This is a genomic window from Bacillus altaicus, assembly GCF_042136375.2.
Taxonomy (GTDB): Bacteria; Bacillota; Bacilli; order Bacillales; family Bacillaceae_G; genus Bacillus_A; species Bacillus_A cereus_U.
Genome location: NZ_CM143394.1, coordinates 4,075,227 through 4,094,556 on the forward strand (window position 1 = coordinate 4,075,227; position 19,330 = coordinate 4,094,556).

Sequence of the window (19,330 nt, forward strand, 5' to 3'; positions counted from 1 at the left end):
CAAGGATTGAACTTTCGCTCAAGCGAATATATTGAAAGAGAAGGAGGCTGAGAACAATGATTTATCCAAATGCGTTGCAAAAAGGTGATACAGTAATGATTATTGCACCGTCTGGCCCACCAACACTTGCGAATGTATTAAAAGGTGTGAACGTATTACAAGAGATGGGTTTATTCGTAATAATTGGGAAGAGTGTTTATGAAAAGTATGGATATTTAGCTGGAAGTGATCAAGTTCGTCTTGATGATATACATGAAGCATTTACAAATACTGAGGTCAAAGCAGTCTTTTGTGCACGAGGTGGTTACGGCAGCGCTCGTTTACTCCCTTACATTCAATATGAAATTATTCAACGGAATCCAAAGATTTTTTGGGGATATAGCGATATTACGGCTTTACATACTGCCTTTTCACGTTATGCAGAGCTTGTAACTTTTCATGGTCCAATGATTGAAGAATTAGGAAAAGGTATCGATTCTCTCTCTTTATCTTCTTTCAATCAACTATTCCATCCGTATTCATCTATCTTATATGCATCAGAATGTATCGTACCTACCTCTCTATGTACAGTTACAGGCACATTAGTTGGAGGGAATTTAACTGTGTTAACAAGTATAATTGGCTCGCCCTATGAGATAAATACTTCAAATAAACTTTTATTGCTTGAAGATATTGGTGAAGAACCGTACCGCATTGACCGGATGTTAAATCAACTACTTTTATCTGGACAGTTTAATGAATGCAGTGGCGTTATTTTTACAAGTTGTCACGGCTGCAACCCTTCTAAACCGTCCCAATCATTGCAAACAATATTATATGAATATTTCACGCCATATAATATACCTGTTTTATTCGGTTTACCGATTGGACATATAAGTCCAAATATCGGTATTCCCCTCGGAGCTACAGCAACAATAAATACAACTAACAAAACTGTTTCTATTTCTTCTGGTATAGACACTCCCTGTTCAAATTAAAAAGGAAAAGCCGCTAAGCTTTTCCTTTTACTTATAATAATTAAAGATTCGTCCTGATGCTATCTCTGCAATTTCTTCTGGAATAAATGTTTTACTCATATCTGTTCCAACGTTTAATACAGCTGTCGCATCTTTCTCGATGCTACCCAATAATTCTTTTCCACGTATCGTAATAAGGGGGGTCCCTTCTGGCAACACAGCTTTTACAAATTCCAATTGTGTAAAGAATGGAACAATCCATCTACCCTCTCCTTGGAAATGACGTAAACGAAGTGTGCCTTCTGTTGCCCCGTCCTCTGCTTCTAATGAACCAGCAACATAAAACTCCGTTGTTAAGAGCAATTCATAAAATTCCTTTTGCTTTTGTTTATCATCTCCTGCTAAAACGAGTACTTCTTCTATTTTCTTTACTGGAATTTGCTCCATATGATGACACCCCTATTTTCAAAATGATTATACTTAGATTATACGAAATATTCTTATTTTTTTCTACATAATTCTGCAATTATTTTATCGAAATAGTTTTTAATATTTCTTTCGTCGTCACAATAGTAGCAAATTCATCATGCAAGTTTACAAGCGTCATATTGTGAATATCCTCTGCGCTATACTCTGTGCCACCTGGACCGATGCGGTTAAAAGTAGCCGTCGCGTCACTCACTACATACGTTGTAAATCCTAAATTACCTGACATCCGTGTTGTCGTCTCTACACAATGATTTGTCGTTAACCCTACAACTACTAAAGAAGTATAATCTTTTACTCGTAATATCTCTTCTAAATTTGTTCCAATGAACGCACTGTTAACAACCTTTTGAATAATAATCTCACCTGGTAATGGCCTCACTTCTTTTTTAAAACGTACTGTTTCTGCATCTAGATGAAACATTGACTCCACATTTTCTTTATTCACATGCTGAATATGAATAACTAGTAATTCTCTTTTTCTCCATTCTTCTAACAAAATTTTTATATTTTCTTCCGCAAAAAGGTTATTCCTTGTGCCCCAGTACGGTAAGTTAAATGCTTCCTGTACATCAATGATTATAAGTGCTGCGTGATTAAGCATATTATCCTCCTAGTTAATTGGGCTGTAATTGAAACAGAAAACCAAGTTGCTGTGACGCAGTAATAAAACAAATATAGGCACAAAGCTCTACAATTTCTTTTTCAGTCCAATATTGTTTTAATACATGAAACATATTATCATCTATCGCTTTTCGCTTATGAACAAATGCATGTGCAAAAGTAACGGCTACGCTAATTTCTTCTATCTTTTGTATATCATCCGGCTTTCCCTTTGCCATACAGTACGGACATTCATTCCCAAACGCTAATGTTCTTCTTACTTGCTCCTTTAACTCTGTGGAAAGGGTCCCTGTACTATACAGTGTATTCTCTAACGTACTCCACGAATTTAATATATCCGGATTATGCCCTAATAATTTTTGAAACTTTGTATCTCCTATATTTGATAATGTAATTCTCTCCATCATTTCCCCTCCTATTCCCTTCTTTTTTATTGTAAAATAAATAAAGTTCACTTTACATTTCATATGAATCTTAATTTATATTTTTCCTTTACAAAAATTATCATTTTACTGGAGGTATATTTACAAATGCAATTAGACCGTGTTGATCGAAAAATTTTAAATGAATTATATACTGATAGTCGCCTTTCGATGCGCGAATTGGCAAAACGAGTAAACTTATCCGCTCCGTCTACTACAGAACGTGTTCGTAAACTTGAAAGTGAAGGAATTATTCAAAAATACACAATCGATATCAACTATAAAAAAGCAGGACTTGTTTTAGATTGTATTTTAGAAATCACTTTAAAAAATGGTGATACAACACGTATGCAACAGTTTATTCAGTCTTACCCATCTGCAAGTTTTTGTTACCGAGTAACAGGAAGCTTATGCTACATTGTAAAAATCTCTGTTCCTTCACTCGTTGAACTTGAAGAATTTATCAATGATGTTTCTTCATATGCAACGACAGTTTCTCATATCGTATTATCAGAAGTAGCTCTTACTCCGGATATTGAACATATCTTCCCAGAAGATTAATTCATCTTTATTCACAAAAAAGAGTAAAAACCTCTTACATTGAGAATAAAAATGATATATCATGTATTAAAATACACAAAGTTCGAGAAAGGGGCTTTACATTGAAAATCTGGTTTTATGAAAAAACGGCACAATTAGATGACTTGCTTGGTATTTGGGACAATGTTCCGACCATCCCTCGAATTGGTGAAAAAGTTGAACTTCTAAAAACCGTTCGGATCGTTACAGATATTAAATATGTAAAAAATGGTAATAATTTTCGTGTAGAGATTATTACAAATTAAAAAGTAGCTCTTTAGGAGCTACTTTTTAATTATCTATTATGCGCTTTCTTTATAACAATTTTATCTTCTTCTACAGAAACTGTTACATAATCATTTTCTTCTAACCGAAGCTTATTTACAGCTTCATCAGTTAGTTCTACAGCCATCAATCTATCTGTTACTATCACTTGGCTATATATTTCATTTTCTTCTGACGTATTCACTACTTTTTCTTCATTTATGAAACGAATCGGTGGCACACCAACTTCTTTTACTGTACGCCATTGTTTCCAAATGTAAGGGATTAACCAAAGTAACCCGACAACCGCAAGACCAATGCCGATCCATAAATTACTTTGTGCTTGTAATTCAGTAATCGAGATTGCGTCACTTCCATCTCCACCTACAAATTGCATACTCGTTGCAATCAAATTATTTAGAGCATGCACAGCAATATTCGTCCATATATTTTTTGTCTTTATGTATAGAAGGCACATAATAACACCGAACATGAAAGCACCGATAACATCAAAATGGCCTAGTCCAAAAATAAGAGAGGATATAATAACTGCACGTTTAATCCCCCATTTGTAAGCCATTCGTTGTAAGAAAAACCCTCTAAAAATAACCTCTTCCATTATTGGGGCTAATACACATGCTGAAATGAAAGTAAATATTGTCATGTATATGTTACTCGTATTAATTACATTTCCATCTTCTAACATGGTAACTAAGAAATTAGGTACAGTATGTGCTAAAATATAAAATTGAATTTGAGATATACCGACTGAAAAAATCATTCCCATTATCGTTGCTAATACAATTAACCCCCAATGTAAACGTCCGGGCTTATCAAAAAAACTTTTAAAAACAACATTATTTTTACTTGTTTTTAAATATAGCCACAATAGTGGAAATGCGAAAAAGATTGATATTTGTGACAGGAACTCTATCGTATTGTCAGAAGCATTTGATAAACTTAATGGAATCATCGTCAGGAACATCCCTATAATCATCCATCCAAAAAAACTACGTAGCCTTATACGTGAAAATGCATATTGCATATTGAACACCTCCAGAGATGATATAAAGTGGACATTTATTCAGTGTTTTATGGGTAGCCCTTCTCCCACAAATGGCCGAATAACTAAATTATAATATGAATATAGTTGAAAATCTTCCTATTTTTCTCAGATTCTTTCAAACAACATATCTATTAAAACGACTTCATTGATAAACGTATTGCTATAATTGACATGGTATTTTTAAGTTCAGTTACTACAATTCAAGTAGTATAGGATTTAGCTGATCTATTCTTCAACTTAGTGACAGTTATATCCTTAAATAAATATGTGTTCGCTGCATTTTATAAACCAAAAAGAAGCTTAAAAATACAGAATGCTGTGAACGTGAAACGATTAAAAAAAGAGCTAATTAATAAAAATCCCCGTGTTAACGGGGATTTTTTCTCTTATAATACGTCACGTTTTTGGAATAATACACTTGATGCTACAAGTAATACAGCAAAGTATGCAACTACAAGTAACAATGAAGTTGTAAACGTAAATTCTGTAAATGGCGGTTCTACTCCGCCACTTACTAATTTATTGCTGTCGTACACACTTAAATTTAAATGGAAAAACACCACAAATTTCGCTACACCTTTTGCAAACATCATTAGTACCATATTAATTGGTCCTTGTAAGAAAAATAGGAACATCGTAATAATTAATGGTAATACAGAATTTCTAAATACGTTTGCTAAGAAAAATGCAAGCGTTGCAAAGAAGAACGGTGAAAGTACTTGATATAAAATAGACTTCATTACGATTCCTAACGTTAATTCTGTTTTACCACCATCCATTACAATTCCGCCAATAATCATTGCGATTAACGTGCTAGCAAATATGATAAATAATATAGTAAGTAACACTGTAATATATTTAGAGAACAAAACTGTAATTCGTTTTCTTGGACGGATTAATAACTGCTTAATTGTACCTTTTTGAAACTCATCAGTAATTGTACGAGAAGCAATCGTAATTCCAAAAATTGTTGCAAATAAGGTAATTAAACCAATCTCTGAACTTACAAAGTCTAAATATGATCCTTTAAACTCATGTCCTCCTCCCCATTTCAGCATCGCTAAAACTCCCAAAATCTCCAATGCTGCAATTACACCTATTAAAATGTACATACCTTTTTTCGCATGTAACTTCAAAAATTCATTTTGAATTAATTTAAACATTACGCTTTCACTCCCCCTGTAATCGCTAAGAATTCATCCTCTAACGTTTTATTCTGAACAGTAACACCGTATACGAGTACATCAGCATTTACTAGCTCTTTTACAATTTGCGGAATCTCTTCTTTCATTATAGGTGTCACAATTACATTCCCTTGTTCCTTACCTTTAATGATTTCATTTGCTTTCTGAACTTGATCTACTTCAAACGCTACAACTACCGTTTCATCATGCTTCGCTTGTTCATGTAAGTTATACTCTTGCACAAACTCACCTTGCTTTATAATAACGACGCGGTCACACATTAATTCAATTTCACTTAATAAATGACTTGATACAATGACTGCAATATTTTCTTCCTTCGCTAATCGTTGTAAATAGTCACGAATTTGGCGAATACCAGCTGGATCTAATCCATTTGTCGGTTCATCTAAAATTAATATTTTGGGTTGATGAAGTAACGCTTGTGCAATTCCTAGGCGTTGTTTCATTCCAAGTGAATATGTTTTCACCTTTTTATGAATCGCATGCTCTAAATCAACAAGCTTTATAATTTCAGCGATACGCTCTTTACTAATTGGGGTAATTGCCATGTTTGCAAACTGCTTTAAGTTTTGCATTCCTGTCATATAATCATATAGCTCGGGATTTTCTACAATCGCTCCAATTTGCTCTAGCGCCTTTTCACGCTCTGTGCGAATACTATGGCCACAAATTGTAATATCACCTTCTGTCATCGAAATAAGACCTGTCATCATACGAATTGTCATCGTCTTACCACTACCGTTCGGTCCCAAGAACCCGTATACTTCTCCTTCTTGAACCTCAAATGATAAGCCACGAATAATTTCTGTCTTACCAATCTTTTTTCGAACATTTTCTAATTTCACTACTACGTTTCCCAATGCTGACTCCTCCTTTAGACTTCTAGTTTTTTATCGATGATACGACCTGTAACTACTAGTAATATAATTGTTAATAAACAATTAAAACATAGATTTAAAACTGTAATCTCTGTACCAGAATAGAATGATGTATTTAAAAAACCATCTTGATCTATAAATCCAATATTATTTATAGCAAACACGTACTTTTCTATTTGCTGAAAAATATACGTTATTCCCCCATTAAATGCGATAAAAACGACGAATAAAACTACGCAAACAATCTTGTTCATCGATGATTTCACATTGAATAGTTTTACAATTACTATAATTAAATAAATAGAAACTAGCATATTAATAAAATCTAGTCCCCATAAGAAAATAGATAACATATGATGTAATATTCCATAATCATATAAACTGTGGATTGCTTGCTGAACACCTAAATCTGTTTTTCCATTGTAAATATTTAAAGAAAAATAGTATAGAAAAATGATTCCTATTCCTAGCAAAATCATAAAGAGTAGTACACAAAATAAAACATTTGCACATATATACTTTTGTGCTGAAATAGAAGTATAACGTAGCATAGAGTTTTTTAGCATTTTTCGAAAAGACGATATACCTGTTAGAAGAATTGCAAATCCATTTATACTTAGTACGATAAAAAATATAATAATGATTATATCTTGCCTACCTGAAATTCTAACTCCTGAAACTCCTTTCATATTAAATAAAAGAATTAATGAAACTGTAATAAATCCGAAGTAAATAATGGCTATCTTTCTCTTATTACAATTATACAGATACCGAAAAAGCTGACTCATTTCCCATAGGCCTCCTTAAACAGCTCATGTACTGCTTTACCCTTTTGAAATCGTAGTTCTTCCACATTTTCATGCAATATTATTTCTCCATCTTTCAAAAAGATTACTTCATCAAATATATTTTCGATTTCTCTTATTAAATGAGTCGATATAAGCAGCGTACAATCTTCACGATAAAATTTAAGGATTAGCTCAAGTACATGTTCTCTAGAAACAAGATCAATCCCGCCAAGTGGTTCATCTAATACATATAACTTCGCTTTTCGAGAAAACGTTAAAATAATTTGCAGCTTTTCAACCATACCTTTTGATAATGCTGTAATTTTTTCTTCTAACGGTATTTTAAATTCTGCAATCGTATCTACCGCTTTTTGAATATCAAACTCTTTATAAAAATCTCGATAGAAAAATAATGCATCTTTTACAGTCATCCAATCATCAAAGACTGGCTTATCAGACATAAAAGAAACGATTTCTTTCGTCTCTAACCCTATTCTTTTACCGTTAATTGCTATGCTACCTTCTGAAGGATGCTGCAGCCCTGCAATCATTTTCAATAATGTCGTTTTCCCGCTCCCGTTATCTCCAACAAGCCCAACGATTTTTCCTTCTGTAATCTCTATGCTTAATTCCCGGATTACTGCTTTCAATCCGTATCGCTTCCATAGATTTTCTATTTTTAATAGCTCTGTCATTCGTTCTTCTCCCTTTTCTTATTTAATGAAGAACGAAGAATGGAAAGAATTTCTTCTTCGGAAAAACCTAAATTGTCCATTCCATCTATAAAAGAATGAAGTAATTCTTTCGCCATATCTTTTCGTAGCTCCATAATTTTCTCCCCTTCATTCGTTACATATCGCCCCATTCCTCTACGTGTTACAACAACTCCATCCCGTTCTAGTTCTTGAAATGTTCGCTGAATCGTATTTGGATTTACTTGTAATTCACTCGCTAATTCACGTACGGAGGGAATTTTATCGCCAGGCAATAAATGATCCGTTACAATTTCTTTCTTTATGCATTCCATTACCTGAATATAAATTGGTGTATTTGGAGAAAACTCGATTTTCATTTCTCCCCTCCTGTCTTAGTGTGTTAGTTAAATAGTACACTAAAACATATTATATGTAAATACTTACAAAAAATGTAATAAAAAGACAGTATAACTTTTCGTTACACTGCCTTCCTGTAATAAAATATAAGTAAATCTATTCTAATTATAGTTTCAATCGTTTGAATTCACATATAACCTTATACGAAATTTATTTTACTTTTACTTGAGTTAGCACAGATTTAAACGTATTAATAACTGTATCTACTTCTTCATAACTAATTGTAAGGGATGGTTCAATACGAATTGTTTTTGAGTTAATTAATGTTCCCGCAACAAGAATTCCTTGATCAAACATCGCCTTTGACACTTCATAACCAATCTCGTCTTTATGGAATTCAATCCCAATCATTAAACCTTGTCCACGAATTTCAAAGATTTTATCTTCGTGCCCTTCTGCTGCTTGTTTCAATCCATTTAAGAAATACTCCCCAACTTCCATAGCTCGTTCCGGTAATTTCTCTTCCAATAATACATGGATTGTTGCAATTGCAGCAGCACATGCAAGAGGATTTCCTCCAAATGTTGTTGTATGCATAAATGGATTTTCAAACCAACTCTTGAATACTGTTTCTTTCGCAACAATAGCTCCCGCTGGCATTACCCCTCCACCAAACGCCTTCGCAAGACAAATAATATCCGGCACAACATCATATAATTCTGCAGCAAACATTTTTCCTGTACGTCCCATTCCAGTTTGTACTTCATCAAAAATAAGGAGTGATCCAAACTCATCACAAAGCTCTCGTACTTGTTTCAAATAATTTTCTGGAGGTAAAATAATACCGCCCTCTCCTTGAATTGGTTCTAAAATAACTGCTGCAACATCTTCTCCTACTAATGCACATGTCTCAAATGTTTTTCTCATCATCTCAATGTCGCCAAATGGAACGTGACGAAAACCCGGAATCAATGGTAAGAATGGCTTACGGAACATTCCTTTTGCCGTTCCTGATAAGGAACCAAGACTCTTACCATGGAAGGCACGAGTTGTAGCAATGAAAGTTGTTCGTTCACTATACATTTTTGCTAGTTTTAATGCTGCCTCTACGCTTTCTGTTCCACTATTTGTAAAGAAGGAATATTTCAAATCACCAGGTGTAATGTCCGCTAAAATCTTTGCAAGCATTGCTCGAAGTGGATCCAGTAAATCCTGGCTGTGCAATGCTTGACGTTTTAATTGATCTGTCACAGCTTTTACCACTTTCGGATTACGGTGACCAACATTATAAATTCCAAATCCACCTAAACAGTCAATATATTTTTTACCATTAATATCCATGAAGCAAGATCCTTCATCTGACCATTCTACTGCTGCAAATTGTCCATCTTTTGTTACTGTTTTTCTATAAGCAAGAAAACCAGGGTTTACATGCTCTCTAAATCCGTCTACTGTTTCTTTTTGAATCCAGTTTGCCTCTTCTTCAGTAACCTTTTCTTTTTCAATTAACTGTAGTACTTTCGTAATATACTCATTTACATTTGAACCTTTTACATCTTGCTCATTCAATTTATTTTCTACGTTCGTTCCCATCTATTTCACTCCTACATTTTTTTTATTTGCAAACCAACCAATAGGTTCTACTTCTAGATTTATATTAATCTGCTTAATTTCTTGAAATTCTTCTAAACCAAACGTTCCTAGACTACGACCTATACCACTTTGCTTATATCCGCCCCAAGGTGCCTCATTATATGTTGGATGATAGCTATTAATCCACGTAATTCCTGCGCGAAGTTTACGAATCACACGCATTGCTTTTGCACCATCAACCGTAAATACACCTCCAGCCAAGCCATAGTCTGTACCGTTTGCCAACTCAATTGCTTCCTGTTCGTCTTTAAACTTTTGAATTACTACAACAGGACCGAAGATTTCTTCCTGGACAATGCGCATATCAGGTTTTACATTGACAAAGACTGTTGGTTCAATAAAGAAACCCTCACCTTTTCCATCCTCCATTATTCGTCTACCTCCGCAAGCAACGTTTGCACCTTCGTCTTTCCCAATTTCAATATAACGTAATACTTTTTCCATATGTTCTTGACTTACAAGTGGCCCCATTTCCGATTCTGGATTATCACCAGGTCCAACGTTAATTTGCTGTGCTCGCTCTACAAAACTATTAACAAATTTATCATAAATCTTTTCTTCTACAAGGATTCTTGATCCAGCTGAACATACTTGTCCGCTACCTGCATAAATACCGAATAGAGCATAATCAATAGCGGTCTCAAAATCTGCATCTGCAAAAATAATATTTGGAGATTTCCCTCCAAGTTCTAACGAAATCTTTTTCATATTATCTGCCGCTGTTCTCATAATGTGCTTACCTGTTTTTGTTCCACCTGTAAAGGAAATCATATCCACTTTATTACTCGCTGCAATTTCATTTCCTACTATTGGACCGGCCCCCATTACCATATTGGCAACACCTTTTGGTAGCCCGACTTTTTCAAGGATTTCGAATAGCTTTGTTGCAGTGATTGGTGTCACTTCAGAAGGTTTAAACACAATTGTATTTCCAGCTGCTAAAGCAGGTGCAATTTTCCATACACTCATCAATAGCGGATAATTCCATGGAACAATTAATCCACAAACACCAACTGGCTCTCTTACAACCATCGCTTGCATCGGATCGGCTACATGATATGTTTGACCATCTGGCTTTGTAATCAATCCGGCATAATAGCGAAAACAAGCCGCTGCATCTCCAATATCTCCTTCTGCCTCACGGTACGTTTTTCCATTATCCATTGTTTCAAGGTACACTAATTCTTCCATATTTTTATCAATTTCATCTGCTATTTTAAATAAATACGATGCCCTTTCAGCAGTGGATGTCTCTGACCAAATTCCGCTATCGAAAGCCGCTCTTGCCACTTCTATCGCGTATTTTGCATCCTCAATCGTTCCCTCAGGTGCATATGCTATACCCTTGCCATTCGCAGGGTTAATAATCGTTCTTTTCTCTTGATTACTAGACTCTATCCATTCACCGTTTACATACATTTTTAAATCTAGCACTATATTGAATCCTCCTTTATCGATCGTTTATATATTTATAAGCAAATTTCATGCCAATATTTAAAATTCAAAGGAATCATACATAAAGTGAAACTTTGATCAGTGGGGGTTTTGTTCATCCCCCACTGATTATTAGCCCTCACCAATCGGGCGTTTACAGGCCGCAGGGCTCCCACCTAACTTCTTTGCTCCACTTGAATTTTGAGGTGGGAGTTTTACTGCTCGCAAATAGCGGGATAAACTGACTATTTTCTTAAAAACAACAAACAATTTATGCATTTTCGCATACACTATTCCATTTTGCATAAAACGGAACGTTAATCATTTCCGCTACCGCCTTCATGCCCCCAGACTTGAACTCTAGAGAATATGTACATGCTGGGCGCACACAAAAAGGAGAAGTCTATGTGACCTTCTCCTTTTTTAGGAATAAGAGATGATATCAGCCGCTATCTCTTTTTCACTAACAATTTTTTGATATTTACGACTCACTGAAGATTGGCTGATTCCAAGAGCTTTTGCAGCCTTAGTCGTTGTTTTATACTGCTTCATTGCAAGTAAAATCAATTGTTCTTCTACAGAATGTAGTGCTTCTTGTAATGGCAATACTCTTGTAATAACTGGTTTTGATTTTTTAAAGTCATAACCAGGTGTTAAAAACTTACTAACAAACTCCGCTTCAATTACTGGATCGTCTGCTGATACGACTAAACGTTCAATCATATTTTGTAATTCACGCACATTTCCTGGCCATGAGTAAAACTCTAGTAAGCTAAGCGCATCTGGAGTTAAATGATAATTTTTATTATATTTTTCATTTAACTGTTGTAAGAAATGAAAGGCAAGTACCGGAACATCTTCCATTCGCTCTCGTAGAGGAGGAACTCGCAACGGAATTACATTTAGGCGATAAAATAAATCTTCACGGAACGTTCCAGATTCTACCATCTTTTCAAGACTCTTATTTGTAGCAGCAATAATTTGTACATTTATTTTCGTAGGTATTGTACTTCCAATAGGAATTACTTCTTGTTCCTGTAGGACTCTTAGCAATTTCACTTGCAAATGTAAAGGCATTTCTCCAATTTCATCTAAAAATAAAATACCTTGATCAGCCCGCTTAAAATATCCTTCTTTTCCATTTTTATCGGCTCCTGTAAAAGCACCTTTCGTATAACCAAATAGTTCACTTTCTAACAAAGTTTCTGGAATTGCACCACAATTTAATTTTAAAAATGGCTTTGAAGATCGGTTTCCAAGTTGATGAATTGCCTGAGCAATTACTTCTTTTCCGACGCCAGATTCTCCAGAAATAAGAACATTGGAAGAAAAATCTGCTATTTTTTTAGCTTGGTTAATAATTTGCTCCATTTTTGGACTACAGTAAATAAGCTTCTTAAGAAAACGATCTTTATTTTTAAAGTCATCTAACTCCTTCTTATATCGCTCTGATATCTTCTTTATTTCATGTAATTCCGTCTTCAATCTCGTCGCTTCGGTAATATCCCTTGATGCAATAATAATACGATGAAGCTCTCCGTTTTCATTAAATACAGGGTTTCCAACTGCTAATATTTTTCTTCCGCTTTTTGTTTCTTGTACAACTGATACCTTTTTTTGTTTTTCCAACACTAATCGCGTAACAGATGGACTAAATAATCCTTTCTTTTCTAAGTCTAAAAGATTTTTTCCTAAAAGGTCTTTCAAATTACTCCCCCAAAAATCATTGATAACAGTTTCACTATAACGAATTAATTCCCCTTTATGATTAACAACTAATATTTCATCATATATACTAGACAAGATTGCATGTAAATCTTCATTTAAATCCTTTATATATTCAATTTCCATCGCCATGTCCTCGACCATCGGCAAATCTTGCACAATAATAACCATTCCTTCAATACTTTGATCAAAGTTTGGAATCGGACTATAGTCAACTAATACACCCATCTCATTTGTGATTTGTAATTGATTCAAGATCGTTTTTCCCGTTGTAAATACGTTATTAATGTGCTTTTCGTTAAAAATCAGTTCTGCTGGTACATTCATAACTTTTTCAGGAGTCGATTTAATCATCTTCAAACCAGACTCATTGCAATTTACAATTTTCTTTTCACGATCTACTACAAAAATCCCCATTGGAATAGACGTTAAAATAATTTTCAATATATCAACACTCTGATTTTCTTGTTTAAATAGTTCTGCAAAAACATCCTCTCTTCTTATATATCCTGTTAGCTCATCTATTTCATTTTTTACTATCGCAATCGGCGCTCCAATAATTTGAAAAAGAGCTGTTAAAGAAATATCTTTACTAAGATGACATATTGTATCTAGTGAAACAGCATTTGAAAGCAATACCTTAGCAGTTAATCCCTTACTATTTGATAGCAGATCCTTCACATGAACGTATGCAAATAATTTCTCCCCTCTTTTTAAAAATAGAAAAGATTCTTTTATATTTTCAACATCTATATTCCATTCCTTTTCAGATTGATCGATAGATAGAGAAACAATAGGTCTAATTTTTTTATGAGCAATGGAAAACATGCTGCTATTCCTCCTTTGAACTATATAATTTGTATTGTATCATTAAATACAGATTTTTTTAATTAATCTGAAAATAAAGCGTTTTTTTCTTTACTTAATAAAAAAAGGAAGATGAACGCCTCCATCTTCCTCATTGTTCGATTATTAATCACTACCATTAACGAAAAGATCTTCTTGAATATAAGCTAATACCATGCCTGGAATTACTTTATCTCCTGCCTCTACTTCTAAAGATTGAACTTCTCCGCTACATCCCATCTTAATTACTTCCAGTTTACCATTCATATCTTTAATAGAGAATAATGGCTCCCATTCATAAATTCGAGAATCCTTATTAATAGACACTTTTTCAATTATTCCATAACATGGGCTCGTAATAATATCATAATACACAATCAATCATCCCTTTCTTTTATTCTATTAATATTGTTCTTCTAACCTTTGTGACTGAAAACACCCCGCTTTTATATTTTTACTAATTGTACAAAGCAATAATTGTGCCAAATGAAAATACCATATTGACCATCATTTATCAGCCATCCTCCCTAGACTTGCCCCTCTTCCTTATGAATCGTTGAATGAATTATGCAATACTGCATGATTGCCCAATCTTCAAAGCAAAAAACATCGGATCCATTCCCGATGTCTTTTTCCTTTTTATCCCGCTATTTGTGGGCAGTAAAACTCCCACCTCAATATTCGGCTGGAGCAAAGAAGTTAGGTTGGAGCCCCACTGATTATAGTTTCACTTTATATTTCCTGTACTTCTTCAAAATGCATTTGCGGAGGAGCTGAACGAAACATCTTCGTAATATATAGAAGGTACCCAATTCCAATAGCAGCCCAGCCAAGTCCCAAAATAAGTGAATGGATATTGAGGTTAAACCATAGTACCGCTACAGTAGCAGCACCTAAAATAGGCATAACTAAGTAATTTAAGAAATCTTTTATCGTTTTATATCTTTTTTGCTTGATTATATAGTAAGAAATTACAGACAAATTAACAAATGTAAATGCAATAAGCGCTCCAAAGTTAATAAGAGATGCTGCTGTTTCTAAATCAATAAATATAGCGAAGAGCGAAATAATTCCTACAAAAATAATATTATATACAGGAGTTCGCCAGCGAGGATGAATGTATCCGAATATTTTCTTCGGAATTACATTATCTCGCCCCATTACGTATAATAATCGAGATACACTTGTATGAGAAGCTAAACCGGACGCAAGTGTCCCCATAAGGGTTCCTACTAAAAAGAAAGCTTGAAATAATTTCCCGCCAACATATAGTGCAATTTCTGGAGATGCTGATTCTTGATTTTTAAATACAGATGTATCTGGAAACATAGATTGTGTAAAATACGTAGTAGTAATGAATAAAACTCCACCGATTAAAGCAGTAAGAAAAATAGCTCGAGGAATTGTTTTCTTCGCGTTTGGTGTCTCTTCTGAAAATGTAGTTACTGCATCAAAACCTAAAAACGAGAAACAAAGAATTGTCGCACCTGCAACTAACGGTGATATTTGTATATCTGATTGAAAAAACGGCTGAATGGAAAAGATTTCTCCTGTTCCCTCTCCCGATAATAAGCCTTTTATAACTAGAAAAACAAACACGGCCATTACTAACACCTGAAATATTACTAAAAAAGTATTGAAATTAGCAGTAGCATTTACGCTAATCATGTTTATTAATGTAATCAGGAGAACAAAGCCAATGACCCATACCCAATTAGGAACACTTGGGAAAAATGCTGACATATAAATTCTCGTTAATAGTGCGTTCACCATTGGTAGAAACAAATAATCCAATAATGCGGACCATCCAACAAGAAACCCAAGCCTTGCACTAATTGTCTTCTGTGTATACGTATAAGCAGATCCTGCGGTAGGAAAAACCTTTACCATTTTGCCGTAGCTTGCAGCGGTAAACAACATCCCTGCTAATGCAATAAGATAAGCTCCTGGAACATGACCACCCGTTTTTTCAGAAACGATTCCAAATGTATCAAACCCAACCATCGGTGTCATATACCCGACCCCTAGCATAACAATTGACCAAAGCCCTAATGAACGTTTTAAACCAACTACTTTTCCCACCTATCATTCCTCCTACTTTCTCTATCTAATTTCCATTTAAAAATCGACAGTTAAAAGGAAGCGTTTTCAAATAACTATATATCACACCGAATATTACCTCCCTTTTCTTTACTTTTTAAATATTCATGCAATTTTTAAGCCAAAATTTCTAGCATTTAAAAATTCAATAGTAAAAAGAACGTATAGGTGGAGTTTGGTCTCATTTCTTCTCATTTTTTATTCATTTTGGCATAAGTTATTCAATCTCTCATACGACTAAATATGAAAAATAAAACTTTAATCCTTGTTTTTTTATTCCCACTTCCTCAAAAATTGGGCTTTTACAAGATTAAAATATTTCCATGAAATAATAACATTATGTAAACTATTCATAGCAAAAAAGCTGTCTTTTCTATAAAGACAGCTTTTCTATAACACTATATTAAAAATTGAATACGAAGTCATCGTCTGCTAACTTTTCAACATTCGTTGCTTTTACGTAACCATTTCCTTTTACAGAGAAGAAGTCATGGTTTTTCGTATCTGTACGTAAACCATTTAAAACGATTGGATTAATTTCTTCTTCTTCAAACTTCGGCTCAAGCCCTAAGTTCATAAGTCCTTTATTCGCATTGTAACGAACGAAACGATTTACATCCTCTACAAGACCGATAGAAGTGTAAATTTCTTCTGTATATGCCAATTCAATTTCATACAGTTTCATTAATAACTCTTGCGTTTCCGTTTGTACTTCTTGTTGCTCTTCTGCAGAAAGTTCCGCGAAGATTTGTTGTGCTAAAATACCAACGAATACGCCGTGAATTGACTCGTCACGAATTATTAAGTTAATAATCTCACCACTTGCCGTCAATTTGCCTTGACCTGCTAAGTAAAGTGGATAGAAGAACCCACTATAGAATAAGTAACTTTCTAAGAACACACTTGCTACCATTGCCATGTATAACTCTTTTTTCGTTACTTCAGGCTTTAATAAACGACGATAGTAACTAGTAACAATACCAGCTTTTTTCTCAAGTAATGGATGGTTATCTACCCATTCAAAAATATCATCAATTTCTTCTTCAGTAGCTAACGTTGTGAAAATATGGCTGTAACTCTTCGCATGTACTTCTTCCATAGCGCCCATGAAAGCTAATACACTTTTCGCTTGTAAATTTTCAAGATGAACAAGTACAAGAGGCATCCCTTCGCCGCCTTGTTTCGTATCTAAAAGTGTTAAACCACCTAATACACGCTTATAAGCAATTTGTTCTTCTTTTGATAATTGTGCCCAAGTATTTTTGTCAGAAGACACTGCGATTTCTTCTTCTGTCCAAAACTGAGCGATGTTTTGCTTCCAAAACATTAAACTAAAATCATCTTCTTTTTTGTTCCAGTTTACCGCACGCATTAAATCGCCCCTTCTCTAAATAAACATAAAAAATTGATAACTAAGCATGAGCAGGGTTCAGAAAAACCCTGCTCATAATGTCTCACTTTTTATATTAAACGGTACAAGCCACGCACTCTTCCACGCTTAATTTACGTGTTCTCGTATAATAAAGACTCTTCAAGCCTTTTTTATGTGCATAAATGTAGTAACGTGCTAACTCACGTGTTGAAATATCACTATTAACATAAAGAATGGTACTAATTCCTTGGTCAATATGTTCTTGAACTTCTGCGATTAAATCAATTAATTTAAACTGATTCATATCGTAAGAAGATTTATAGTACCAGAACGTATCTTTTGATAAATACGGCATTGGATAATATGTTGTCGCATTCGCATACGTTCTTGATTCAATTTGACTTACGATTGGCATTACGCTTGAAGTTGCATTTTGAACGTAACTGATCGATTGTGTCGGAGCGATTGCAAGACGATATGAGTTGTATAAACCATTCTTCTGTACTTGCTCTTTTAAACTTGTCCAATCTTCTTTTGTTGGAATATGAATTCCTTCAAATAATTGCTGAACTGTTTCAGTTACTGGGCTGTAATCTGTCGTTTCATACTTTTCAAAGTATGTGCCGTTTGCATAATCAGACTTATCGAAGTCTTTAAATGTTTCCCCTTTTTCTTTAGCGATCTCCATACTTTTCTCAATCGAGTAGTAATTTAACATCATAAAGAATGTACGAGCGAATTCTTTCGCTTCAGCACTTTCATAAGCGATTTTATTTTTTGCTAAATATCCATGTAAGTTCATTGCTCCAAGTCCAACTGAATGAAGCTCATCATTTGCTTTTTTCACAGTTGGGGCATTCGGAATGATCGTCATATCAGAAACAGCTGTTAAAGCTTCCATTCCCGCATGAACTGCTTCACGAATTTCTTTATTTTCCATTACGTTTACGATATTTAACGATCCTAAGTTACAGTTAATATCACGACGGATAATGTCTTCTGTACCGTAATCATTTATTTCAGAAGTTTCTTGAAGCTGGAAGATTTCTGTACATAAGTTCGACATCTTCACAGTTCCAATATCCTTCAGTGGATGTTGGTTATTTGCATTTGATTTAAACATTAAGTATGGGTAACCAGACTCAAGCTGAATCATAGCAATTTTAATAAGCATATCACGCGCACTAATATCTAGTGGCTTCTTCTTCACTTTCGGATTGCTCATTAATTCATCGTACATTTCGTCGATATCTATATCATCTAAATGTTTTCCGTACTCTTTAAATACTGTATAAGGCGCGAAAACATGGAAAGGTTCGTTTTTCTCAGCAAGCTCAAAGAACTTACTTGGAATGATAATTCCGATTGATAGAGACTGAATACGGCTCTTCTCATCGGCATTTATTTTTTTTGTATCAAGGAATTCAATAATATCCCAATGGAAAATGTTTAAATATACTGCACCTGCACCTTTTCGTTGCATATTGTTACTCCATATCGTTAAAACGTATGGGGGATAGTCATTTCTGCTACCCTCTCTATATCGCTATAGAGTCCAGACCATATCTTCTTCTCACCAAATTTTTTATCTAACCATGTATCATATGTTCGATGCACATGAATATGGCATGAGTTACAGAGGGGTAATAAATTCATCATAAAGTTTGCTTGCTCAATACTTTCAAAGAAACGAAACGGAATAATGTGGTGTAAATTTAATGTATTTATATCGTATTTACTTAAACACCTTTGAATTTGGTTGGTTTGAGAAGCCAGGTTCGAGCTACATAGTCTCCTATATAGCCACTTGGTCGTTGAACCTTCTCCTTATCTAATAGATTTAGGAGCTCGGCTGCTGATTTCCTGCAATCTTGGATTTT

Annotated in this window: 19 protein-coding genes and 1 pseudogene; 3 read left to right on the forward strand and 17 right to left on the reverse strand. The window is 34.4% G+C overall.

Features of this window, described 5'->3' with window-relative positions:
• Positions 1 to 56 precede the first annotated feature (56 nt).
• Entirely contained in the window at positions 57 to 977 is a 921-nt protein-coding gene (locus ACE38F_RS21080; RefSeq protein ID WP_375369834.1) for a S66 peptidase family protein, read from the forward strand.
• Positions 978 to 1,004: 27 nt separating this feature from the next.
• Here ACE38F_RS21080 and ACE38F_RS21085 read toward each other — a convergent pair whose 3' ends face one another.
• From ACE38F_RS21085 to ACE38F_RS21095, 3 genes are all read right to left on the reverse strand, one after another.
• On the reverse strand, positions 1,005 to 1,403 hold the full coding sequence (locus tag ACE38F_RS21085) for an SseB family protein (RefSeq protein ID WP_002201223.1): 399 nt from the start codon (positions 1,401 to 1,403) through the stop codon (positions 1,005 to 1,007).
• A 79-nt stretch (positions 1,404 to 1,482) separates the two neighbouring features.
• Positions 1,483 to 2,046, reverse strand: a complete 564-nt coding sequence (locus tag ACE38F_RS21090; protein WP_375369835.1) for a cysteine hydrolase family protein — start codon at positions 2,044 to 2,046, stop codon at positions 1,483 to 1,485.
• Between the two features lie 13 nt (positions 2,047 to 2,059).
• On the reverse strand, positions 2,060 to 2,473 hold the full coding sequence (locus ACE38F_RS21095; protein ID WP_375369836.1) for a carboxymuconolactone decarboxylase family protein: 414 nt from the start codon (positions 2,471 to 2,473) through the stop codon (positions 2,060 to 2,062).
• 123 nt (positions 2,474 to 2,596) lie between these two features.
• Here ACE38F_RS21095 and ACE38F_RS21100 point away from each other — a divergent pair, with 123 nt between their 5' ends.
• Complete coding sequence (locus tag ACE38F_RS21100; RefSeq protein ID WP_375369837.1) at positions 2,597 to 3,049, forward strand: Lrp/AsnC family transcriptional regulator; 453 nt, start codon at positions 2,597 to 2,599, stop codon at positions 3,047 to 3,049.
• Positions 3,050 to 3,150: 101 nt separating this feature from the next.
• Positions 3,151 to 3,333, forward strand: a complete 183-nt coding sequence (locus tag ACE38F_RS21105) for a DUF3913 family protein (protein ID WP_000707108.1) — start codon at positions 3,151 to 3,153, stop codon at positions 3,331 to 3,333.
• A gap of 29 nt (positions 3,334 to 3,362) precedes the next feature.
• Here ACE38F_RS21105 and ACE38F_RS21110 read toward each other — a convergent pair whose 3' ends face one another.
• From ACE38F_RS21110 to ACE38F_RS21175, 14 genes and pseudogenes are all read right to left on the reverse strand, one after another.
• Positions 3,363 to 4,376, reverse strand: a complete 1,014-nt coding sequence (locus tag ACE38F_RS21110; protein WP_375369838.1) for a CPBP family glutamic-type intramembrane protease — start codon at positions 4,374 to 4,376, stop codon at positions 3,363 to 3,365.
• Positions 4,377 to 4,783: 407 nt separating this feature from the next.
• A complete protein-coding gene (locus ACE38F_RS21115; RefSeq protein ID WP_215555681.1) occupies positions 4,784 to 5,560 on the reverse strand; it encodes an ABC transporter permease in 777 nt (258 codons plus the stop codon).
• Positions 5,560 to 6,462, reverse strand: coding sequence for an ABC transporter ATP-binding protein (locus ACE38F_RS21120; RefSeq protein ID WP_002158711.1), 903 nt, complete (start codon positions 6,460 to 6,462; stop codon positions 5,560 to 5,562). Before ACE38F_RS21120 ends, ACE38F_RS21115 begins: the two co-directional genes overlap by 1 nt.
• Before the next feature lie 14 nt (positions 6,463 to 6,476).
• The gene (locus ACE38F_RS21125; RefSeq protein ID WP_193645780.1) at positions 6,477 to 7,268 is read right to left on the reverse strand and encodes an ABC transporter permease; all 792 of its coding nucleotides are present in this window, start codon (positions 7,266 to 7,268) and stop codon (positions 6,477 to 6,479) included.
• The gene (locus ACE38F_RS21130; RefSeq protein WP_215555680.1) at positions 7,265 to 7,963 is read right to left on the reverse strand and encodes an ABC transporter ATP-binding protein; all 699 of its coding nucleotides are present in this window, start codon (positions 7,961 to 7,963) and stop codon (positions 7,265 to 7,267) included. Before ACE38F_RS21130 ends, ACE38F_RS21125 begins: the two co-directional genes overlap by 4 nt.
• A complete protein-coding gene (locus ACE38F_RS21135) occupies positions 7,960 to 8,340 on the reverse strand; it encodes a GntR family transcriptional regulator (RefSeq protein ID WP_215555679.1) in 381 nt (126 codons plus the stop codon). Before ACE38F_RS21135 ends, ACE38F_RS21130 begins: the two co-directional genes overlap by 4 nt.
• Before the next feature lie 190 nt (positions 8,341 to 8,530).
• Entirely contained in the window at positions 8,531 to 9,913 is a 1,383-nt protein-coding gene (locus ACE38F_RS21140; RefSeq protein WP_215555678.1) for a putrescine aminotransferase, read from the reverse strand.
• On the reverse strand, positions 9,914 to 11,407 hold the full coding sequence (locus tag ACE38F_RS21145; protein WP_215555677.1) for an aldehyde dehydrogenase family protein: 1,494 nt from the start codon (positions 11,405 to 11,407) through the stop codon (positions 9,914 to 9,916). It abuts the gene before it with no gap.
• Between the two features lie 423 nt (positions 11,408 to 11,830).
• Positions 11,831 to 13,960: a sigma 54-interacting transcriptional regulator gene (locus ACE38F_RS21150; RefSeq protein ID WP_375369839.1), complete on the reverse strand. Its 2,130-nt coding sequence runs from the start codon at positions 13,958 to 13,960 to the stop codon at positions 11,831 to 11,833.
• A 144-nt stretch (positions 13,961 to 14,104) separates the two neighbouring features.
• Complete coding sequence (locus ACE38F_RS21155; RefSeq protein ID WP_078173247.1) at positions 14,105 to 14,353, reverse strand: biotin/lipoyl attachment domain-containing protein; 249 nt, start codon at positions 14,351 to 14,353, stop codon at positions 14,105 to 14,107.
• A 357-nt stretch (positions 14,354 to 14,710) separates the two neighbouring features.
• Complete coding sequence (locus tag ACE38F_RS21160; RefSeq protein ID WP_215555675.1) at positions 14,711 to 16,060, reverse strand: APC family permease; 1,350 nt, start codon at positions 16,058 to 16,060, stop codon at positions 14,711 to 14,713.
• 421 nt (positions 16,061 to 16,481) lie between these two features.
• Entirely contained in the window at positions 16,482 to 17,450 is a 969-nt protein-coding gene (nrdF, locus tag ACE38F_RS21165) for a class 1b ribonucleoside-diphosphate reductase subunit beta (RefSeq protein ID WP_002149605.1), read from the reverse strand.
• A gap of 94 nt (positions 17,451 to 17,544) precedes the next feature.
• Positions 17,545 to 18,930, reverse strand: a pseudogene (locus tag ACE38F_RS21170) (ribonucleoside-diphosphate reductase subunit alpha); the annotation flags it as partial.
• A 20-nt stretch (positions 18,931 to 18,950) separates the two neighbouring features.
• Positions 18,951 to 19,226, reverse strand: coding sequence for an HNH endonuclease signature motif containing protein (locus ACE38F_RS21175; RefSeq protein WP_375369932.1), 276 nt, complete (start codon positions 19,224 to 19,226; stop codon positions 18,951 to 18,953).
• Positions 19,227 to 19,330: the final 104 nt, after the last annotated feature.